Raw genomic sequence first — 14,863 nt, 5'->3', positions numbered from 1 at the left:
CTGCCTCCTGTTTTCGAATGAACGAGCGCCTCGGATGGAGGCGCCGCTCACGGTGGAGTTACAGCCAGGCTTTGATCTGCGCGCAAACGGCCGGCGTCGAAATGCCGTAGCGATCATGCAGCGTCGGCAGGGCACCGGCGTCGAGGAACGCGTCGGGCAACGCGATCTGTCTGAAGGTGGGCGTCACGCCATTGCGCAACAACAAACCGGCAACCGCCTCACCCAAACCGCCGATGATCGAGCTGTTCTCGGCTGTGACCACCAGACGCCCGGATTTGCGCGCTTCGGCGAGAATGGTTTGTTCATCCAGCGGCTTGATGGTCGGCACGTGCAGCACGGCCACATCAATGCCGTCGGCCTGCAATTGCTTGGCCGCTTCCAGTGAGCGCATGGTCATCAGCCCGGTGGAGATGATCAGCACGTCGTTGCCCGTGCGCAGAGTCTTGGCCTTGCCGATCTCGAATTTATAACCGTACTCGTCCAGCACCAACGGCACATTGCCGCGCAGCAAACGCATGTAGACCGGGCCTTGGTGAGCGGCGATGGCCGGCACGGCCTGTTCGATTTCCAGCGCATCGCACGGGTCGACAATCATCAGATTGGGCATGGCGCGGAAAATAGCCAGGTCATCGGTGGCCTGGTGGCTCGGCCCGTAACCCGTGGTGAGGCCGGGCAAACCGCAGACGATTTTGACGTTAAGGTTTTCCTCGGCGATGGCCATGCAGATAAAGTCGTAAGCACGCCGCGAGGCGAACACCGCGTAGGTGGTGGCAAACGGCACGAAACCCTCACGCGCCATGCCCGCCGCAGCGCTCATCAGCAACTGTTCGGCCATGCCCATCTGATAGAAACGCTCCGGATGCGCCTTGGCGAAAATGTGCAGGTCGGTGTACTTGGACAGGTCCGCAGAGAGACCGACGATGTCCGCGCGCTGGTCTGCCAGCGCTGCGAGCGCATGGCCGAACGGTGCCGAGCGGGTCGCCTGGCCCTCGGAGGCAATCGAGGCAATCATCGCCGAGGTGGTCAGGCGCTTTTTCACCGGCGCGCCAGTAGCAGTCGAAGGCGCAGTGTTGGCGGCGTTGCTCATTGGTCTTTTCCTTCTTCAAGGTTGCTCAGTGCCAGGTCCCATTCGTGCTCTTCGACGCGAATGAAGTGGGTCTTCTCCCGGTTCTCCAGAAACGGCACGCCTTTGCCCATTTTCGTGTCGCAGATGATCACGCGCGGTTGGCCGCCGGGGTGATTGCGCGCGGCATCGAATGCAGCGACCAGGGCGTCGAGGTCATTGCCGTCGACGCGCTGGGTGAACCAGCCGAAGGCTTGCCAGCGATCGACAATGGGTTCGAACGAGAGAATCTCGCTGGAATGGCCGTCGGCCTGCTGGTTATTCACGTCGACGATGGCGATCAGGTTGTCCAGCTGCCAGTGCGAAGCCGACATCACCGCTTCCCAGGTCGAGCCTTCATTGAGTTCGCCATCGGACAGCAGGTTGTAGACGAAAGATGAAGAGCCTTTGCGTTTGAGGCCCAGGCAGGCACCGACCGCGATACCCAGGCCCTGACCCAGCGAGCCGCCGGTGATTTCCATCCCCGGCGTGTAGGCGGCCATGCCCGACATCGGCAGGCGGCTGTCATCCGAACCGTAGGTTTCCAGCTCGTCGAGGGGAATGATCTCGGCTTCGATCAGCGCTGCGTACAGCGCGATGGCGTAGTGGCCGATGGAGAGATAGAAGCGATCGCGTTGCTCCCATTCGGGATCTGTCGGGCGATGGTTCATCGCATGAAAGTAAGACACCGCCAGCAGGTCAGCCGCGCCGAGGGCCTGGCCCACATAGCCCTGGCCCTGAACCTGGCCCATGCGCAGTGCATGGCGGCGAATGTTGTGCGCGCGCTGGGTCAGGCTCAGCGATGCAGCGTGTGCAAGATTAGTCGTCATGATGAAACTCCGTTGACTCAACGATTGACCAAAGCGGCGGGAATACGCAGGACCAGGCTCGCGCCGAGGAACAGCACGCTGGTGATGAGGTACATGCCGATGGCGCTGGAACCGGTCAGGGTGGTGATCCAGCCGATCAGATAGGGCGAGCAAAACCCGGCGAGGTTGGCGAAGCTGTTGACCGCCGCGATGCCGGCGGCCGCAGATACCCCGCCAAGCAGCGTGGTGGGCAGCATCCAGAACAACGAGGTGGCGGAGAGAATGCCGGAGGCGGCCAGGCACAGGCTTAGGATCGACAAGGTCGGATTGCCGCCCATCAGCGCTGCCAGGCTCAAGCCGATCGCACCGGCGATCATCGGCACGATCAGGTGCCAGCGGCGCTCGCGATGTTTGTCGCCACTGCGGCCGACCAGGAGCATGGCGGCGATGGCGCACAGATAGGGCAGGCTGGTCAGGAAACCGATGTGCAGCGGGTCGGAAACCCCTGCATTACGTACCAGTGTCGGCAGCCAGAAGGTGATCGCATATTGGCCCATCACCACACAGAAGTAGATCGCCGCCAGCAGCCACAAGCGCCGGTCGCGAATGAACTCGCCGACCGAGGCATGGGTGACCTTTTGCTGGTCGTCTTCGGCCAGCTCGCGAGTGATCAGCGCTTTTTCCTCGTCATTGAGCCAGGTCGCCTGATGCACGCCGTCCTTTAGATAACTCAGCACCAGCAGGCCGACGACCACGGTGGGCACCGCCTCGAGAACGAACATCCACTGCCAGCCGGCCCAGCCGTGCACGCCGGCAAAGTGGTTCATGATCCAACCGGACAGCGGGCCACCGACCATGCCTGACAGCGGAATGGCGATAAACCACAACACGGTCATGCGCGCCCGCCGATAGGACGGAAACCAGTAGGTGAGATAGAGCAGCAGGCCCGGCGCCAGACCGGCTTCGGCAATCCCCAGCAGAAAGCGCAGCGCGTAGAACTGCCAGGCGGTTTCGACGAAGGCGAACAGCGCCGAGACGATGCCCCAGGTGATCATGATCCGCGCAATCCACACCCGTGCGCCGACCTTGTGCAGGATGATGTTGCTAGGCACTTCGCAAAGGAAATAGCCGATGAAAAACACCCCCGCGCCCAGTCCGTAGACCGTTTCGCTGAGGGCCAGATCGTTCATCATTTGCAGCTTGGCGAAACCGACGTTGACCCGGTCCAGATAGGCGCACAGGTAGCACAGCATCAGGAACGGCATCAGCCGCCATGCCGTTTTGCGATAGGCAGAAGAACGCACGGTCGAAACCGCTTCGAGCGACAGGGTAGTCATGATGGTCTGATCTCTTGTTTTTATTGACCGCCAGGCCATCAGGCCCGGCTGCATCATCGATCCAGAACCGCACGGGCCACGCAGGCCCGCCCAGAGTTACTCAGTGAATCAGCATGCCGCCGTTCACATCGAGGGTGATGCCGGTCAGATAAGCGGACAGGTCGCTGGCCAGAAACAGCGCGGCGTTGGCGACGTCCTGCGCTTGACCCAGGCGCCCGAGCGGAATGCCTTCGATGATGGCGTGGCGGCGGTCATCCTGCATCAGGCCGCCGGTGATGTCGGTGTGAATCAGGCCCGGGGCGATGGAGTTCACGCGGATGTTGTCCGGCCCCAATTCCCGCGCCATGGCCTTGCCCAGCCCCAGCACACCGGCCTTGGCCGCGCTGTAATGCGGGCCACCGAAGATGCCGCCGCCGCGCTGGGCAGACACAGACGACATGCAGACGATGCTGCCGGAAGACTGTTGGCGCATCAGCGGAATCACCGCCTGGGACATGAGCAAAGTGCCGCGCAGGCTGACGTCCAGCACCTTGTCGTAGTCCGATGGGCGAATATCCAGAGTCTTCAGTGGCTGGGTGATGCCGGCGTTGTTGACGAGAATATCGATGCGCCCGAAGTGCTCGATGATGGCGGCGACGGCTTGCTGAACCTGCGCTTCGTCGGCCACGTTGGCCGCCAGGCCCAGATGACCTTCGCCCAGTGCTGCGGCGGCGTCACGTGCTGCGGATACATCCAGATCGAGGATGACCACGCGAGCGCCGTGTTGCGCAAATGTGCTGGCGGTAGCGCGGCCAATGCCACGGGCAGATGCGGCACCGGTAATGATTGCGACTTTGCCTTGAAGAAGCATGGAGGATTCCCTCGAATTGTTTTTATTGGGTCGGTGTGTAAGTAACCGATGACTCAGCTTGTCCTCCGGGGCGAGCGTGAGCAATAACGCGGAAGTCACTCAATGCTGAAAAAAATTCAGCACTCGTCAGGCCGTTTCGCAAATGCTTGAATGAAACCGGTCCGTACATCACAAGAAATCACCACGGAGTCCCCATGCGCTCAGACACTGAGGCATCGATCATCCTGCCACCGCTGAAAGCAATTCAGGCCTTCGAGCAAACCGCGCGCTTCGGCAACGTCGCCAGGGCAGCAGAAGTGCTGGACCTGACGCCCTCGGCAGTCAGCCATCAACTGGCGAAACTCGAAGGGATGATCGGCCGGCAATTATTCGTTCGCGCTGCTCGGGGCGTCTCGCTGACGCCGGTCGGCGAGCAATACCTCAAGGAAGTCTCCGGGATTCTGCACAGCCTCGCCGTTGCCACCGAGCGTGCGGCCAGCGATGTCAGCCTCGATTGCCTGCGCTTGCACTCATCGCCAAGCTTCGGCCTGCTCTGGCTGATGCCGCGCCTGGAAGCGTTTCGCGCCAGTCATCCGGACATACAGATCAACCTGTCGTGCTCGTATGAATCGCTGCACTTCAGTCGCGACAAGATCGACGTCGATATCCGCCATGGTCTGCCGAACTGGCCAAGCTATGAGGTGCGCACGGTCAGGAATGAGACGTTCGCGGTGCTGACTTCACCGAAACTGCTCGCGCAGCGCCCGGTGCGCGGCGCGGCGGATCTGCTGGAGTGCGATCTGATTCTGTCGGAAGCCACTCTGCTCAAATGGCCGCAATGGTTTGCCCAGCATGGTCTGGCGCGTCCGGAACGGCCATACGCATTGAGCTTCGATCGTTCATACATGTCGCTGGAAGCGGCGAGTCATGGCTTGGGTTTCGCGCTGGAAAGCACATTGCTGGCGCAGAAGTATTTGGCCGCGGGCACGCTGGTTGAAGTCGCGCCTGAATCACTGAGTGCTGCGGTGGCGGCGCACCATTTGGTTTTCCCCAAGGCGCACTCCAGCTTTCCACGGGTCAGGCGTTTTCTGGCGTGGATGGAGAGCGAGTTGGGCCACGAGTTCGCGTATTGAGTCGGGATTAATTCTTTCAAACTCTCTGAACCGCTCAAGGTCAATCCATTATCGGTCTTGATCATTCACGCAAGAACGCACTTTACCGCGCACTGCCCGCGAAAAACCGAAGGTTGAGCCGCCTGTTCTGCTCTGTGTTCATCGTTTCTTCACGAGAGTCTGATTTATGGTCATTGCACGTCTGGGATGGGGATCACTGATCTGTAAGCCGGGGAAGCGATGAGCACCCGCAGCCAGGCGCAGATTGCCGCGATCTTTGATCAGCTGTTGGCACTGCGAGAAAGCGTGGACATTCTTCAGCACGTGGAGGGCGATAGCGTCGAGTCGCTGCGTGGTCATCAGACCGTGGACGCCCCCGAGTCGCTGGATCTGGTGTTTCAAAAGCTGCAAGAAGACATCGCCAGCATGGAGGAAACCTTGGCGACGATTGCCGAGGCTACCGGGGATGTGTCGAAGTTGTGAGGCGCGCGCGGGGTGGCATGCAGAGATGATTTGCCTGGTCTGGCGTCTTCGCGAGCAGGCTCGCTCCCACATTGGATTTGTGAATCGATTGATTTCCGGGATCTGCCGCAAAACCCTGTGGGAGTGAGCCTGCTCACGAAAGCGCTGGGTCAGGCACTTACTCTGTTGGATGTGCCGACGCTATCGCGAGCTGGCCCGCTCCTACAAAGGGGCTGGGTCTCTCACCACGCGCAACGCATCCACTACCAGTGAAAACGCTGGCGACGGTTGTCGGCGGCTTGGGTAGTAGAGGTGGAAGCCGCCGAACGGTTCGCACCAGTCTTCCAGCACTCTGACCAAACGCCCTTCAGCCAGATGCGTACCGAACTCGTCTTCAGGCAGGTAGGCAATCCCTAACCCGTTCACAGCCGCGTCGGCGATGTGCACGGTGGAATTGAACACTAGTTGCCCGTCGACCCGTACTTTCAGCTTTTTGCCCTGGCGCTCGAATTCCCAGGCATCGACACCGTCGTAGGTCGGAAAGCGGATGTCGATGCAGCGGTGCGCCGCCAGATCGCGCGGATGTTGCGGGGCGGGGTGCTGGGCGAAGTAGCCGGGCGAAGCGACCACGGCCATGCGCAGTGGCGGGCCGATCGGTACGGCGATCATGTCTTGGGCGACGGTATCGCTGAAACGCACGCCGGCATCGAAGCGGTCGGCAACGATGTCGCGGAAACCGTAGTTGATATCGAACTCCAGTTTGATGTCCGGGTACTGCAGCAGCAGCGGTGTCAGCTTCGGCAGCAAAGTGGTCTTGATGATGTTGTCGCCGCAGGTGATGCGCACCGTGCCAGCGGGCTTGTCGCGCAACTCGGTCAGCGCGTCCAGCTCGGCTTCGATTTCATCGAAACGATGACCCACGGTGTGCAACAGGCGTTCGCCGGCCGCCGTCAGTGAAACGCTGCGCGTAGTGCGGGTCAGCAGGCGAATTTTCAGGCGCGCTTCCAGCGCCGAGACTACCTGGCTCACCGCCGATTGCGTCACGCCCAGTTGCACCGCCGCGCGGGTGAAACTGCCGCTGCGGGCAACGGTGACGAAGGCGAGCAGGTCGTTGAAATTGGGTTTGGCCATGGGTGCGCGCTCGGGTTTATTGATTAGCAGTGTTTATAACCGCATTAAGCACTCATTAGCTAATCAAAGCCTCGAGCCTGCGCAACAATACCTTCATCCCGGCCACGCCTGGCTTCTCGATCAAGGACGCCCCCATGAAACGACTGTTCATACTGCTCGGGTTTCTCCTGAGTTCATTCACTGCATTCGGAGCTGACATGTCCCACGGTGCCGACAATTTCTTCAAAAGCGACAAGGTGACCGTTCAGAAGGTCAGCTTCAAAAACCAATATCAACTCACCGTGGTCGGCAACCTGTTTGTCCCCAAAGGACTCGACCCGGCAGCGCGCAGCGCGGCGATTATCGTTGGCCATCCGATGGGCGCGGTAAAGGAGCAGAGCTCCAATCTGTACGCACAGAAACTGGCGGAGCAGGGTTTTGTCACCCTGTCGCTGGATCTGTCGTTCTGGGGCGAAAGCGAAGGCGCGCCGCGCAATGCCGTGCTGCCGGACATGTATGCCGAAGACTTCAGCGCGGCCGTCGATTACCTCGGCACACGGCCATTTATCGACCGCGAGCGCATCGGCGTGTTGGGCATCTGCGGCAGCGGCAGCTTCGTGATCAGCGCGGCGAAAATCGACCCGCGCATGAAAGCCATCGCCACGGTCAGCATGTACGACATGGGCGCAGCCAACCGTGACGGCCTAAAGCATTCGCAAAGCCTTGCGCAGCGCAAGCAGATCATTGCGCAAGCGGCCGAGCAGCGTTACGCCGAGTTCACCGGCGGCAAGGTCGAATACACCGGCGGCACGGTGCTGGAGCTGAAGGCCGACACCCATCCGATCCAGCGTGAATTCTTCGATTTCTACCGCACCCCGCGCGGCAAATTCACCCCGGCCAGCTCGACGCCGCAACAGACCACGCGCCCGACGCTGAGCAGCAACACCAAATTCATGAACTTCTATCCATTCGTCGATATCGAGAGCATCTCGCCGCGCCCGATGTTGTTTATTGCCGGTGCCGACGCGCACTCCCGTGAGTTCAGCGAAGAGGCGTTCCGGTTGGCGGGGCAGCCGAAAGAACTGGTGATCGTGCCGAATGCCGGCCACGTCGATCTGTACGACCGGGTCGAGCTGATTCCTTTTGCCAAGCTGACGCAGTTCTTCAAGAGCAACCTGAAGTAACTTTCAACGCGACGGAGCCAAGCGATGCGGTTTTTTGCCCACGGCTGGAAGGGATTCGTACTGATGGCATGGCTGCCCGTTGCTCTGTCTGCACCAACCGCTATGGAGGCCAGCAGGATGTGGATGACCGTCGGAGAACAGCGTTTTGCCATTGCACTGGATGACAACCCGAGTACGCGGCAATTGCTCACGCGATTGCCGCTAAGCCTGGACATGAGCGACCTGCACGGCAATGAAAAATACGCCACCGTGCAGCCGCCATTGCCCACCCAGCCCTACCGTCCGGGCACGATCCACAACGGCGATTTCCTTTTGTATGGCGACGATACGTTGGTGGTCTTCTACAAAACCTTCGATTCGTCCTACCGCTATTCGCGTCTTGGCCGCATCGAACGCCCGCAGGACTTGGCCGAAGTCTTGGGGCGCGGCGATGTGCGGGTGACGTTCACTCTGCATGAGTGAGGAGAGTCATTGATGAACCAGAAATCGTTAAATCAAGGGCGTCTTTTGCGCATCGTGGCCCTCGGCTGCGCGGTCCTTGCCAGTGCAGCCTGCGTGAATCCCCTCTGCGCCAATCCTTCCCGATCACCAGAGAAACCGATCATGCAAGAACAGCCTCTGACGCCTGAACAACTGGCGATCGCCCCGATTGCCGCCAACGCTGCAATCGGCGACATGCCGCGTTTGCACGACGCACTCAATCGTGGTCTCGATGCCGGGCTGAGCATCAGCGAGACCAAGGAAATTCTGGTGCAGCTGTACGCCTACGCCGGGTTCCCGCGCAGCCTCAACGCCCTGTCATTGCTGATGAAGGTTTTGCAGGAACGCGCTGCTCGGGGCATCGAAGACGTGCCGGGACGCGAGCCGGGTCCGGTTCCGTCGGGCTATGCGCTCACTGAACTCGGCACCGACAATCAGACTCGTCTGGTCGGTGCGCCAGTGTCCGGCCCCCTGTTCGAATTCGCCCCGGCGATCGATCAGTTTCTGAAAGCGCACTTGTTCGGTGACATCTTCGCCCGCGACAACCTGGCATGGACGGATCGGGAACTGGCGACGGTTGGCGCGCTGGCGGCAATGGCTGGGGTGGAATCACAGCTGGAGTCGCATTTGAAGATCAGTCTGAATGTGGGATTGACGGTTGAGCAGTTGCGGCGAGTGGCGCAGGAGTTGGAGGCGCGTGGGGATTTGCAGGCTGCTGAGCGGGTGGGCGCGGGGCTGGGGAAATTGGGGGGCTGAAGTCCATAAGGTCAGTCATCTGGATTTTGCCTTTCAACAGCTCAGCGATTTTTGCGGGTTTGATGGTCCATCTGACATCCTTCGACAGATGTCCAAGTCGTAACGCCAGCTTACGTTTACTTCGCAGTCTGGAGTGCAGCTCTTTGCGAAATGCCGCCTCCCTGGACCTGGAAAAATCCACAGCTTTTTTGCTTATTGGGTTGTGCTGTTTGGTGTCCAGTGGGGGGCAGTCATAAAAGAAGATACGGTAAAGCTCTTTCCTGGCTCGTTGTCGTAGCTCTCGAATGGCGCCCGTTGGACGGGTCAAGGTTTTATTGAGGAGGTGGGCGGTTGCCCATCGATGGACCAGATCGGCCGCGCGTTCAGCGTTGAAGGCGTTTTGAGGTTCGATTCGTCGAAAGCGTTTGATGAAAAAGGCGCCATCGACTAACACCGCAGTGGGCATGTTTTTTACCTAAAAAAACGCCCAAGGGTTTGGCATGTTCTGGATGATTAGAACGGCGTACTGCCTTGGGCGGGATGGGAGCAGATTAGGTAGGAGTGACGGATACGTCAACAACACCTTTTTCGTCTGACCTGTTTGCACAAAGTCGAATGTGCCCAGCGCTTTCAACTCTCAGGTGGCGACGGGGAAACGATAAATTGCGGAGGGTAAGCCGGCAAGACAGCGACTTCCGTAAGATTTGTAGGCAAAAGCGCTGTGTCTCGTAGGCTCGGTTATCCGTGAGCGGGCGAGCGCGGTGTTGGGCAGAATCCGGGGGGGGGGGGCACATAATGAGAGCGGCTCTGTTACGGCGATTCTCGTCTTCAGCGCTGGCGCCGACTCGCTCCCGGTGAGCTTCCCGTTATCCGCTTGAACGCACGACTGAACGCCGCTTGGGAGGTGTAGCCCAAGCGCTGCGCCACTTCTTCGATCGGCAGTCTTTCCAGGGTTAGCCACTGACTGGCCAGGCGCATGCGCAGTTCAGTGGCGTAGCGCAGCGGCGGGGTGCCGAGGGTGGTCTGGAAGCGTTCGGCGAAGACCGAACGTGAGGTGTTGCACAGCGTTGCCAGTTCGGCGACGCTCCAGTCGCGCCCCGGTTGTTGGTGCAGGGCCAGCAAGGCCTGCGCCAGGCGAGGGTCGCGCAGGGCGGCGACGAGACCGGAGGCATTGCCGCAAGCGCATTCGACCCAGCCGCGAACAATCATTGCCGCCACTACGTCGGCAAGGCGCGCGAGAATGCCGGCGAAGCCAATGCGCGCTGCGCTGACTTCGCGTTCCATGGTCGCGAGAATCGGCATGAGTCCCGGATAGCGCTGGCCGCCGGCGTCGATCAGCATAAGACCCGGCATCAGCCGACCGAGGCCTTGCAGGCTGCCGAGTTCGAACTCCATACAGCCACTGAAGAGCAGGGCGCTATCGGGCGAATCGGCGCTGTGCCCGACCTGCATCGCGCAGACCGTATCGCCGAGTGGCGCGGCGACGGCGCTGTCAATGTCCTGCACTTCAGCTCCGGCGTGTGACAGCAACTGGTGCGCGGCACCATGAGCAATGAATACCGCATTGCCTGCTGACAACTCGTACAGGCTGCCGTCCTCCAGTCGCAATACCGTCGATCCAGCGGCGACGAAGTGGAAATACGCATGGCCCGATTTGTCGCTGAAACCCAGACCATACGGCGGACCGGCGTGGATCCGACGATATTGCACGCCACGCAGACGCATGCTGCGCAGCAACTCGGTGATGAGGTCTGAGGACACAGAGAAGGAATCAATGCTGCTCATATTCGGGGTTTCGATCAAAAGTTCAAGACTGCGCATCATAGATCATCCGGTTTGCCGCCAATAGACTGCCCTCTCGAAATGTCCGAGGGAGTCTTGAAATGAATGAACGTGTAGGTGATGGGCGAACTGACGGGGAGCCGCTGGTGCCTGCGTGGATGGCGGTGTTTTCACTGGCGATGGGTGTGTTTGGTCTGCTCACGGCGGAATATCTGCCGGCCAGCCTGCTGACGCCGATGGCGCTCGATCTTGGCGTCAGCGAAGCGCTGGCCGGGCAAGCGGTGACGGTGACCGCAGTGGTGGCGCTGTTCGCCGGATTGCTCGTACCTGGATTGACGCGCAGTCTTGATCGGCGCCTGGTCTTGCTCGGTTTCTCGGCACTGATGATCGCATCGAATCTGCTGGTCGCGTTGTCGTCCAGCCTCGCAGTGTTGCTGATCATGCGCATCCTTTTGGGCATAGCTCTGGGCGGATTCTGGAGCATGGCGGCGGCCGTGGCGATGCGCTTGGTGCCGGCGGCGCTGCTGCCGCGTGCGCTGTCGATCATCTTCAGCGGGATCGCCGTGGGGACCGTGGTCGCGGTGCCATTGGGCAGTTATCTCGGCGGTCAGTTTGGCTGGCGCAGCGCGTTTTTCGCAGCTGCGGCGGTTGGCGTGGTGACGCTGGTCTTCCAAATATTCACGCTACCCAGTCTGGCGCCGCATCGTCCGTCACGCCTGCGCACGGTGCTTGAGGTGTTGCTGCGACCGGGCATTGCCATTGGCATGTTTGGCTGTGTATTGGTGCACACCGGTCACTTTGCGTTGTTCACCTACATCAGGCCATTTCTGGAAAGCACCACCGGCGTCGGCCCGCAGACGCTGGCACTGATGCTCCTTGGTTTCGGCGTGGCAAACTTTGCCGGCACGCTGTTCGCCGGCTGGCTGTTGCAGCGCAATCCACGCGCAACACTGGTGCTGATGCCGGTGTTGGTGGGCGTTGCTGCTCTGGCGTTGGTCGGGTTACCGGCGTCGGTCACCGGGCAGGCGTTGCTCTTGGCGCTGTGGGGGATGGCCTTCGGTGGCGTGCCGGTCGCATGGTCGAACTGGGTGGCGCGCTCGATACCCGATCAGGCCGAAAGCGCAGGCGGCATGGTCGTCGCATCGGTGCAGTCGGCGATTGCCGCAGGCGCCGCCGCCGGCGGTTCGGTGTTCAGTTTCAGCGGTATCCATGGTGTGTTTGTAGCGGCTGGAATTCTGATGCTGCTGGCCGCGCTGCTGATTGCACTGAAGGTCAATGTCGATGTGCCGGAGCCGGGTTCGGCGCCGGTGGCACCGGTGCATTTGTGATTTGATCAATCCGCCTTACGCGTGGCGGCAATGTCCCAGGTTTGCATGACCTGAGTGATAGCAGCATCAATGTTATCCAGCGCGGTGTTGTCTCTGGCGAGGATGGATATGCCCTGCAGGAAACTGTCGAATACCGTCGCCATCGCCGCCGCACTTGTGCCGCTGGCCAGCTCGTCGGCATTCACAGCGCGTTCGACGCAGGCTTGAATGCCGGCACGGGTGCGCTGCCTTGAGTGGGTCAGGGCTTGCGCCACATGGGCGGTTTCCGGGCTCGGTGCGCTCATGACGCCGAGGGTAACCATGCAGCCCTTGGGGTGTGTGTCGTCGCACTGCATGCGTGCCGACTGGCGCAAAGCGGTCTCGATCGCCTGGCGTGGTGGCAGGCTGTCGTCCCACAGGCACTCGGTGACTTGCGCATAGGTGGTTAAATAACGCTGCACGCATTCATCGAACAACGCTTCCTTGGAACCGAACGCGGCGTAGAAGCTCGGCGCAGAGATACCGCCACCCAGGCCTGCCTTCAATTGGGCCAGCGATGTCGCGTCGTAGCCGTGTTGCCAGAACAGTTGCAAAGCCTGATCGACGGCGTCGTCGCGATCAAACTGACGGGGGCGACCGGTTCTCGCCATGACCTGACTCCTCATTGATTTAATATAAAGACTAGTCGATACAGAAATTGTTGACAACGCTGCGCATGCACCCTCAGGATCTAGATCGATCGGTATTTAAATCTGAGTCGTTTTTTTCGAGGAGCTTCCAGTGACACCTTCAATCACGTTAACGGCTACGCCAAAAGGTCTGCCCATCGGCGCTTTGCTGGCGCTGGCCATGACTGGCTTCATCTGCATCGTCACCGAAACCCTGCCGGCGGGCCTGTTGCCGTTGATCAGTGAAGGCCTGGCGATTTCGCCGTCCATGGCCGGGCAAATGGTTACCGCGTACGCATTGGGTTCCGTACTGGCGGTGATCCCGATGACCATCGCCACCCGGGGCTGGCGGCGCCGCAACGTGCTGCTGCTGACGATTGTCGGTTTCCTGCTGTTCAATTCGATTACCGCGCTGTCGTCGCATTACGGCGTGACGCTGGTCGCGCGGTTCTTCGCCGGGGTTGCGGCGGGTCTGGCATGGAGTCTGCTGGCCGGCTATGCGCGACGCATGGTTGAGCCCGAACAGCAGGGCAAGGCGTTGGCACTGGCGATGGTCGGCACACCGATTGCGCTGTCGCTGGGCGTGCCTCTGGGTACGTGGCTCGGTGGGCTGGTCGGTTGGCGCACTACATTCGGCCTGATGTCGGCGCTGACCTTGGTACTGATCGTCTGGGTGCTGGTGAAAGTGCCCGACTACCCGCCGCAGCCGGCCCATCAACGCCTATCGCTGAGCAAAGTCTTGACTACCCCGGGCGTGCGTCCTGTGCTTGCAGTGGTGATCAGCTGGATGCTGGCGCACAACATTCTCTACACCTATATCGCTCCGTTCGTGGCGCCGGCGGGCATGGCCGAGCGGGTGGATGTGGTGTTGTTGAGCTTCGGCATCGCCGCTCTGGTCGGGATATGGCTGACGGCGAAGCTGGTCGAGCCGCTGCTGCGTTCGACGGTTCTGCTGAGTTTGGCGACCTTTGCCGCCGTCTGCGTGGCGCTGGGATTTGGCGGAGGCAGCCCAGAGGTGATTTATCTCGGCGTGGCGGCATGGGGTTTAACCTTTGGCGGCGCGGCGACGCTGTTGCAAACGGCGCTGGCTGATGCGGCGGGCGACGGAGCGGATGTCGCCTTGTCGTTGAACGTAGTGGCGTGGAACAGCGCGATCGCTGGCAGCGGTGTCGTCGGCGGCGTGCTGCTCGATCAGTGGGGCGTTACCTCATTTCCGTGGGCCATGCTGGCACTGGTCGCTATCGCCTTCGCCATTGCCTGGGGTGCCCGGGCCCACGGTTTCAAGTCGGGCCCGCGCTCTGTAGAAGCTTCGGTGGTGGCGGGGCATTGAACCCCGCCAGCAGTTTCTTCAACCGCGCTTCGGCAGTTTCCAGTTAGGCCGGATGAAATGGCAGGTGTAGCCGTTCGGAATCCGCTCCAGGTAATCCTGATGCTCGGGTTCCGCTTCCCAGAACGGGCCGGCCGGTTCTATTTCCGTAACCACTCGGCCCGGCCACAACTTCGATGCGTCTACATCGGCGGCGGTGTCTTCAGCGACGGCACGCTGCTCGTCGTTGAGGTAGTAGATCGCCGAGCGGTAGCTCGGGCCAAGATCGTTGCCCTGACGGTTAGGCGTGCTCGGGTCGTGGATCTGGAAGAAGAACTCAAGGATCTGCCGGTAGCTGATCACGGCCGGATCAAACTCGATCTCGATGGCTTCGGCGTGGTTGCCGTGGTTGCGATAGGTCGCATTCGGCACATCGCCGCCGGTATAGCCGACGCGGGTTTTCAGCACACCCGGGTAGCGGCGCAATAAATCCTGCATGCCCCAAAAGCAGCCGCCGGCGAGAATGGCAGTTTCGGTTTGAGTGGTCATGGTTTGTGCTTCCTCTCGAGACGATGTGGGGATACCCACTGTTATGAGGGCGGGTTGAGAGAATCCAAGGTTACGCTCATCAGAATCGACC

Annotated in this window: 15 protein-coding genes; 7 read left to right on the top strand and 8 right to left on the bottom strand. The window is 60.7% G+C overall.

The window, feature by feature from the left end; genetic code table 11:
- Positions 1–58: 58 nt before the first annotated feature.
- From BXA01_RS03705 to BXA01_RS03690, 4 genes are all read right to left on the bottom strand, one after another.
- The gene (locus tag BXA01_RS03705; RefSeq protein ID WP_071171997.1) at positions 59–1,087 is read right to left on the bottom strand and encodes a transketolase family protein; all 1,029 of its coding nucleotides are present in this window, start codon (positions 1,085–1,087) and stop codon (positions 59–61) included.
- Positions 1,084–1,932 carry a transketolase gene (locus BXA01_RS03700; RefSeq protein WP_073474917.1) on the bottom strand — a complete coding sequence of 283 codons (849 nt, stop codon included), beginning with the start codon at positions 1,930–1,932 and terminating at the stop codon, positions 1,084–1,086. The genes BXA01_RS03705 and BXA01_RS03700 overlap by 4 nt, the downstream gene beginning before the upstream one ends.
- A 17-nt stretch (positions 1,933–1,949) precedes the next feature.
- Positions 1,950–3,248, bottom strand: coding sequence for an MFS transporter (locus tag BXA01_RS03695; RefSeq protein WP_076563254.1), 1,299 nt, complete (start codon positions 3,246–3,248; stop codon positions 1,950–1,952).
- Positions 3,249–3,348: 100 nt separating this feature from the next.
- Positions 3,349–4,098 carry an SDR family NAD(P)-dependent oxidoreductase gene (locus BXA01_RS03690; RefSeq protein ID WP_076563253.1) on the bottom strand — a complete coding sequence of 250 codons (750 nt, stop codon included), beginning with the start codon at positions 4,096–4,098 and terminating at the stop codon, positions 3,349–3,351.
- A 194-nt stretch (positions 4,099–4,292) separates the two neighbouring features.
- On the opposite strand from BXA01_RS03690, the gene BXA01_RS03685 reads away from it, so the two are divergent.
- Positions 4,293–5,210: a LysR substrate-binding domain-containing protein gene (locus tag BXA01_RS03685; protein ID WP_024012668.1), complete on the top strand. Its 918-nt coding sequence runs from the start codon at positions 4,293–4,295 to the stop codon at positions 5,208–5,210.
- 219 nt (positions 5,211–5,429) lie between these two features.
- Positions 5,430–5,672: a hypothetical protein gene (locus BXA01_RS03680; RefSeq protein ID WP_076563252.1), complete on the top strand. Its 243-nt coding sequence runs from the start codon at positions 5,430–5,432 to the stop codon at positions 5,670–5,672.
- A gap of 201 nt (positions 5,673–5,873) precedes the next feature.
- Here the strand turns inward: BXA01_RS03680 and BXA01_RS03675 are convergent, their stop codons facing one another.
- Positions 5,874–6,782 (bottom strand): LysR family transcriptional regulator, encoded by a 909-nt coding sequence (locus BXA01_RS03675; protein ID WP_056785081.1) that lies wholly within the window; start codon positions 6,780–6,782, stop codon positions 5,874–5,876.
- 134 nt (positions 6,783–6,916) lie between these two features.
- Here BXA01_RS03675 and BXA01_RS03670 point away from each other — a divergent pair, with 134 nt between their 5' ends.
- The 3 genes from BXA01_RS03670 (at position 6,917) to BXA01_RS03660 (ending at position 9,181) form a co-directional block, all read left to right on the top strand.
- A complete protein-coding gene (locus tag BXA01_RS03670; protein ID WP_076563251.1) occupies positions 6,917–7,945 on the top strand; it encodes an alpha/beta hydrolase in 1,029 nt (342 codons plus the stop codon).
- A 123-nt stretch (positions 7,946–8,068) separates the two neighbouring features.
- Positions 8,069–8,407 (top strand): cyclophilin-like fold protein, encoded by a 339-nt coding sequence (locus BXA01_RS03665; protein WP_231991012.1) that lies wholly within the window; start codon positions 8,069–8,071, stop codon positions 8,405–8,407.
- A 141-nt stretch (positions 8,408–8,548) separates the two neighbouring features.
- Entirely contained in the window at positions 8,549–9,181 is a 633-nt protein-coding gene (locus tag BXA01_RS03660; RefSeq protein WP_231991011.1) for a carboxymuconolactone decarboxylase family protein, read from the top strand.
- 807 nt (positions 9,182–9,988) lie between these two features.
- On the opposite strand, the gene BXA01_RS03650 is transcribed toward BXA01_RS03660, so the two are convergent.
- The gene (locus BXA01_RS03650; protein ID WP_442961870.1) at positions 9,989–10,984 is read right to left on the bottom strand and encodes an AraC family transcriptional regulator; all 996 of its coding nucleotides are present in this window, start codon (positions 10,982–10,984) and stop codon (positions 9,989–9,991) included.
- 59 nt (positions 10,985–11,043) lie between these two features.
- Between BXA01_RS03650 and BXA01_RS03645 the strand changes: the two genes are divergently transcribed.
- A complete protein-coding gene (locus tag BXA01_RS03645) occupies positions 11,044–12,270 on the top strand; it encodes an MFS transporter (protein ID WP_076563249.1) in 1,227 nt (408 codons plus the stop codon).
- Between the two features lie 5 nt (positions 12,271–12,275).
- Here the strand turns inward: BXA01_RS03645 and BXA01_RS03640 are convergent, their stop codons facing one another.
- Positions 12,276–12,899: a TetR/AcrR family transcriptional regulator gene (locus tag BXA01_RS03640; RefSeq protein WP_076563248.1), complete on the bottom strand. Its 624-nt coding sequence runs from the start codon at positions 12,897–12,899 to the stop codon at positions 12,276–12,278.
- Positions 12,900–13,029: 130 nt separating this feature from the next.
- Here BXA01_RS03640 and BXA01_RS03635 point away from each other — a divergent pair, with 130 nt between their 5' ends.
- Positions 13,030–14,247 carry an MFS transporter gene (locus tag BXA01_RS03635; protein WP_076563247.1) on the top strand — a complete coding sequence of 406 codons (1,218 nt, stop codon included), beginning with the start codon at positions 13,030–13,032 and terminating at the stop codon, positions 14,245–14,247.
- 18 nt (positions 14,248–14,265) lie between these two features.
- Here the strand turns inward: BXA01_RS03635 and msrA are convergent, their stop codons facing one another.
- Positions 14,266–14,772, bottom strand: a complete 507-nt coding sequence (gene msrA, locus BXA01_RS03630; protein ID WP_016774420.1) for a peptide-methionine (S)-S-oxide reductase MsrA — start codon at positions 14,770–14,772, stop codon at positions 14,266–14,268.
- Positions 14,773–14,863 lie beyond the last annotated feature (91 nt).

It is taken from the genome of Pseudomonas sp. B10, from assembly GCF_900156235.1.
Classification (GTDB): domain Bacteria; phylum Pseudomonadota; class Gammaproteobacteria; order Pseudomonadales; family Pseudomonadaceae; genus Aquipseudomonas; species Aquipseudomonas siliginis.
The sequence above is the reverse complement of the archived record's forward strand: the minus strand, read 5'-3'. Positions and strand labels throughout refer to the sequence as shown.

What these genes read in the sequence shown, in the direction of transcription:
- BXA01_RS03695 (WP_076563254.1), bottom strand. Translation starts at nt 3,248, where the DNA reads ATGACTACCCTGTCGCTCGAAGCGGTTTCGACCGTGCGTTCTTCTGCC.
- BXA01_RS03665 (WP_231991012.1), top strand. Translation starts at nt 8,069, where the DNA reads ATGACCGTCGGAGAACAGCGTTTTGCCATTGCACTGGATGACAACCCG.
- BXA01_RS03650 (WP_442961870.1), bottom strand. Translation starts at nt 10,984, where the DNA reads ATGATGCGCAGTCTTGAACTTTTGATCGAAACCCCGAATATGAGCAGC.
- BXA01_RS03670 (WP_076563251.1), top strand. Translation starts at nt 6,917, where the DNA reads ATGAAACGACTGTTCATACTGCTCGGGTTTCTCCTGAGTTCATTCACT.
- BXA01_RS03645 (WP_076563249.1), top strand. Translation starts at nt 11,044, where the DNA reads ATGAATGAACGTGTAGGTGATGGGCGAACTGACGGGGAGCCGCTGGTG.
- BXA01_RS03700 (WP_073474917.1), bottom strand. Translation starts at nt 1,932, where the DNA reads ATGACGACTAATCTTGCACACGCTGCATCGCTGAGCCTGACCCAGCGC.
- msrA (WP_016774420.1), bottom strand. Translation starts at nt 14,772, where the DNA reads ATGACCACTCAAACCGAAACTGCCATTCTCGCCGGCGGCTGCTTTTGG.
- BXA01_RS03705 (WP_071171997.1), bottom strand. Translation starts at nt 1,087, where the DNA reads ATGAGCAACGCCGCCAACACTGCGCCTTCGACTGCTACTGGCGCGCCG.
- BXA01_RS03640 (WP_076563248.1), bottom strand. Translation starts at nt 12,899, where the DNA reads ATGGCGAGAACCGGTCGCCCCCGTCAGTTTGATCGCGACGACGCCGTC.
- BXA01_RS03680 (WP_076563252.1), top strand. Translation starts at nt 5,430, where the DNA reads ATGAGCACCCGCAGCCAGGCGCAGATTGCCGCGATCTTTGATCAGCTG.
- BXA01_RS03690 (WP_076563253.1), bottom strand. Translation starts at nt 4,098, where the DNA reads ATGCTTCTTCAAGGCAAAGTCGCAATCATTACCGGTGCCGCATCTGCC.
- BXA01_RS03660 (WP_231991011.1), top strand. Translation starts at nt 8,549, where the DNA reads ATGCAAGAACAGCCTCTGACGCCTGAACAACTGGCGATCGCCCCGATT.
- BXA01_RS03685 (WP_024012668.1), top strand. Translation starts at nt 4,293, where the DNA reads ATGCGCTCAGACACTGAGGCATCGATCATCCTGCCACCGCTGAAAGCA.
- BXA01_RS03675 (WP_056785081.1), bottom strand. Translation starts at nt 6,782, where the DNA reads ATGGCCAAACCCAATTTCAACGACCTGCTCGCCTTCGTCACCGTTGCC.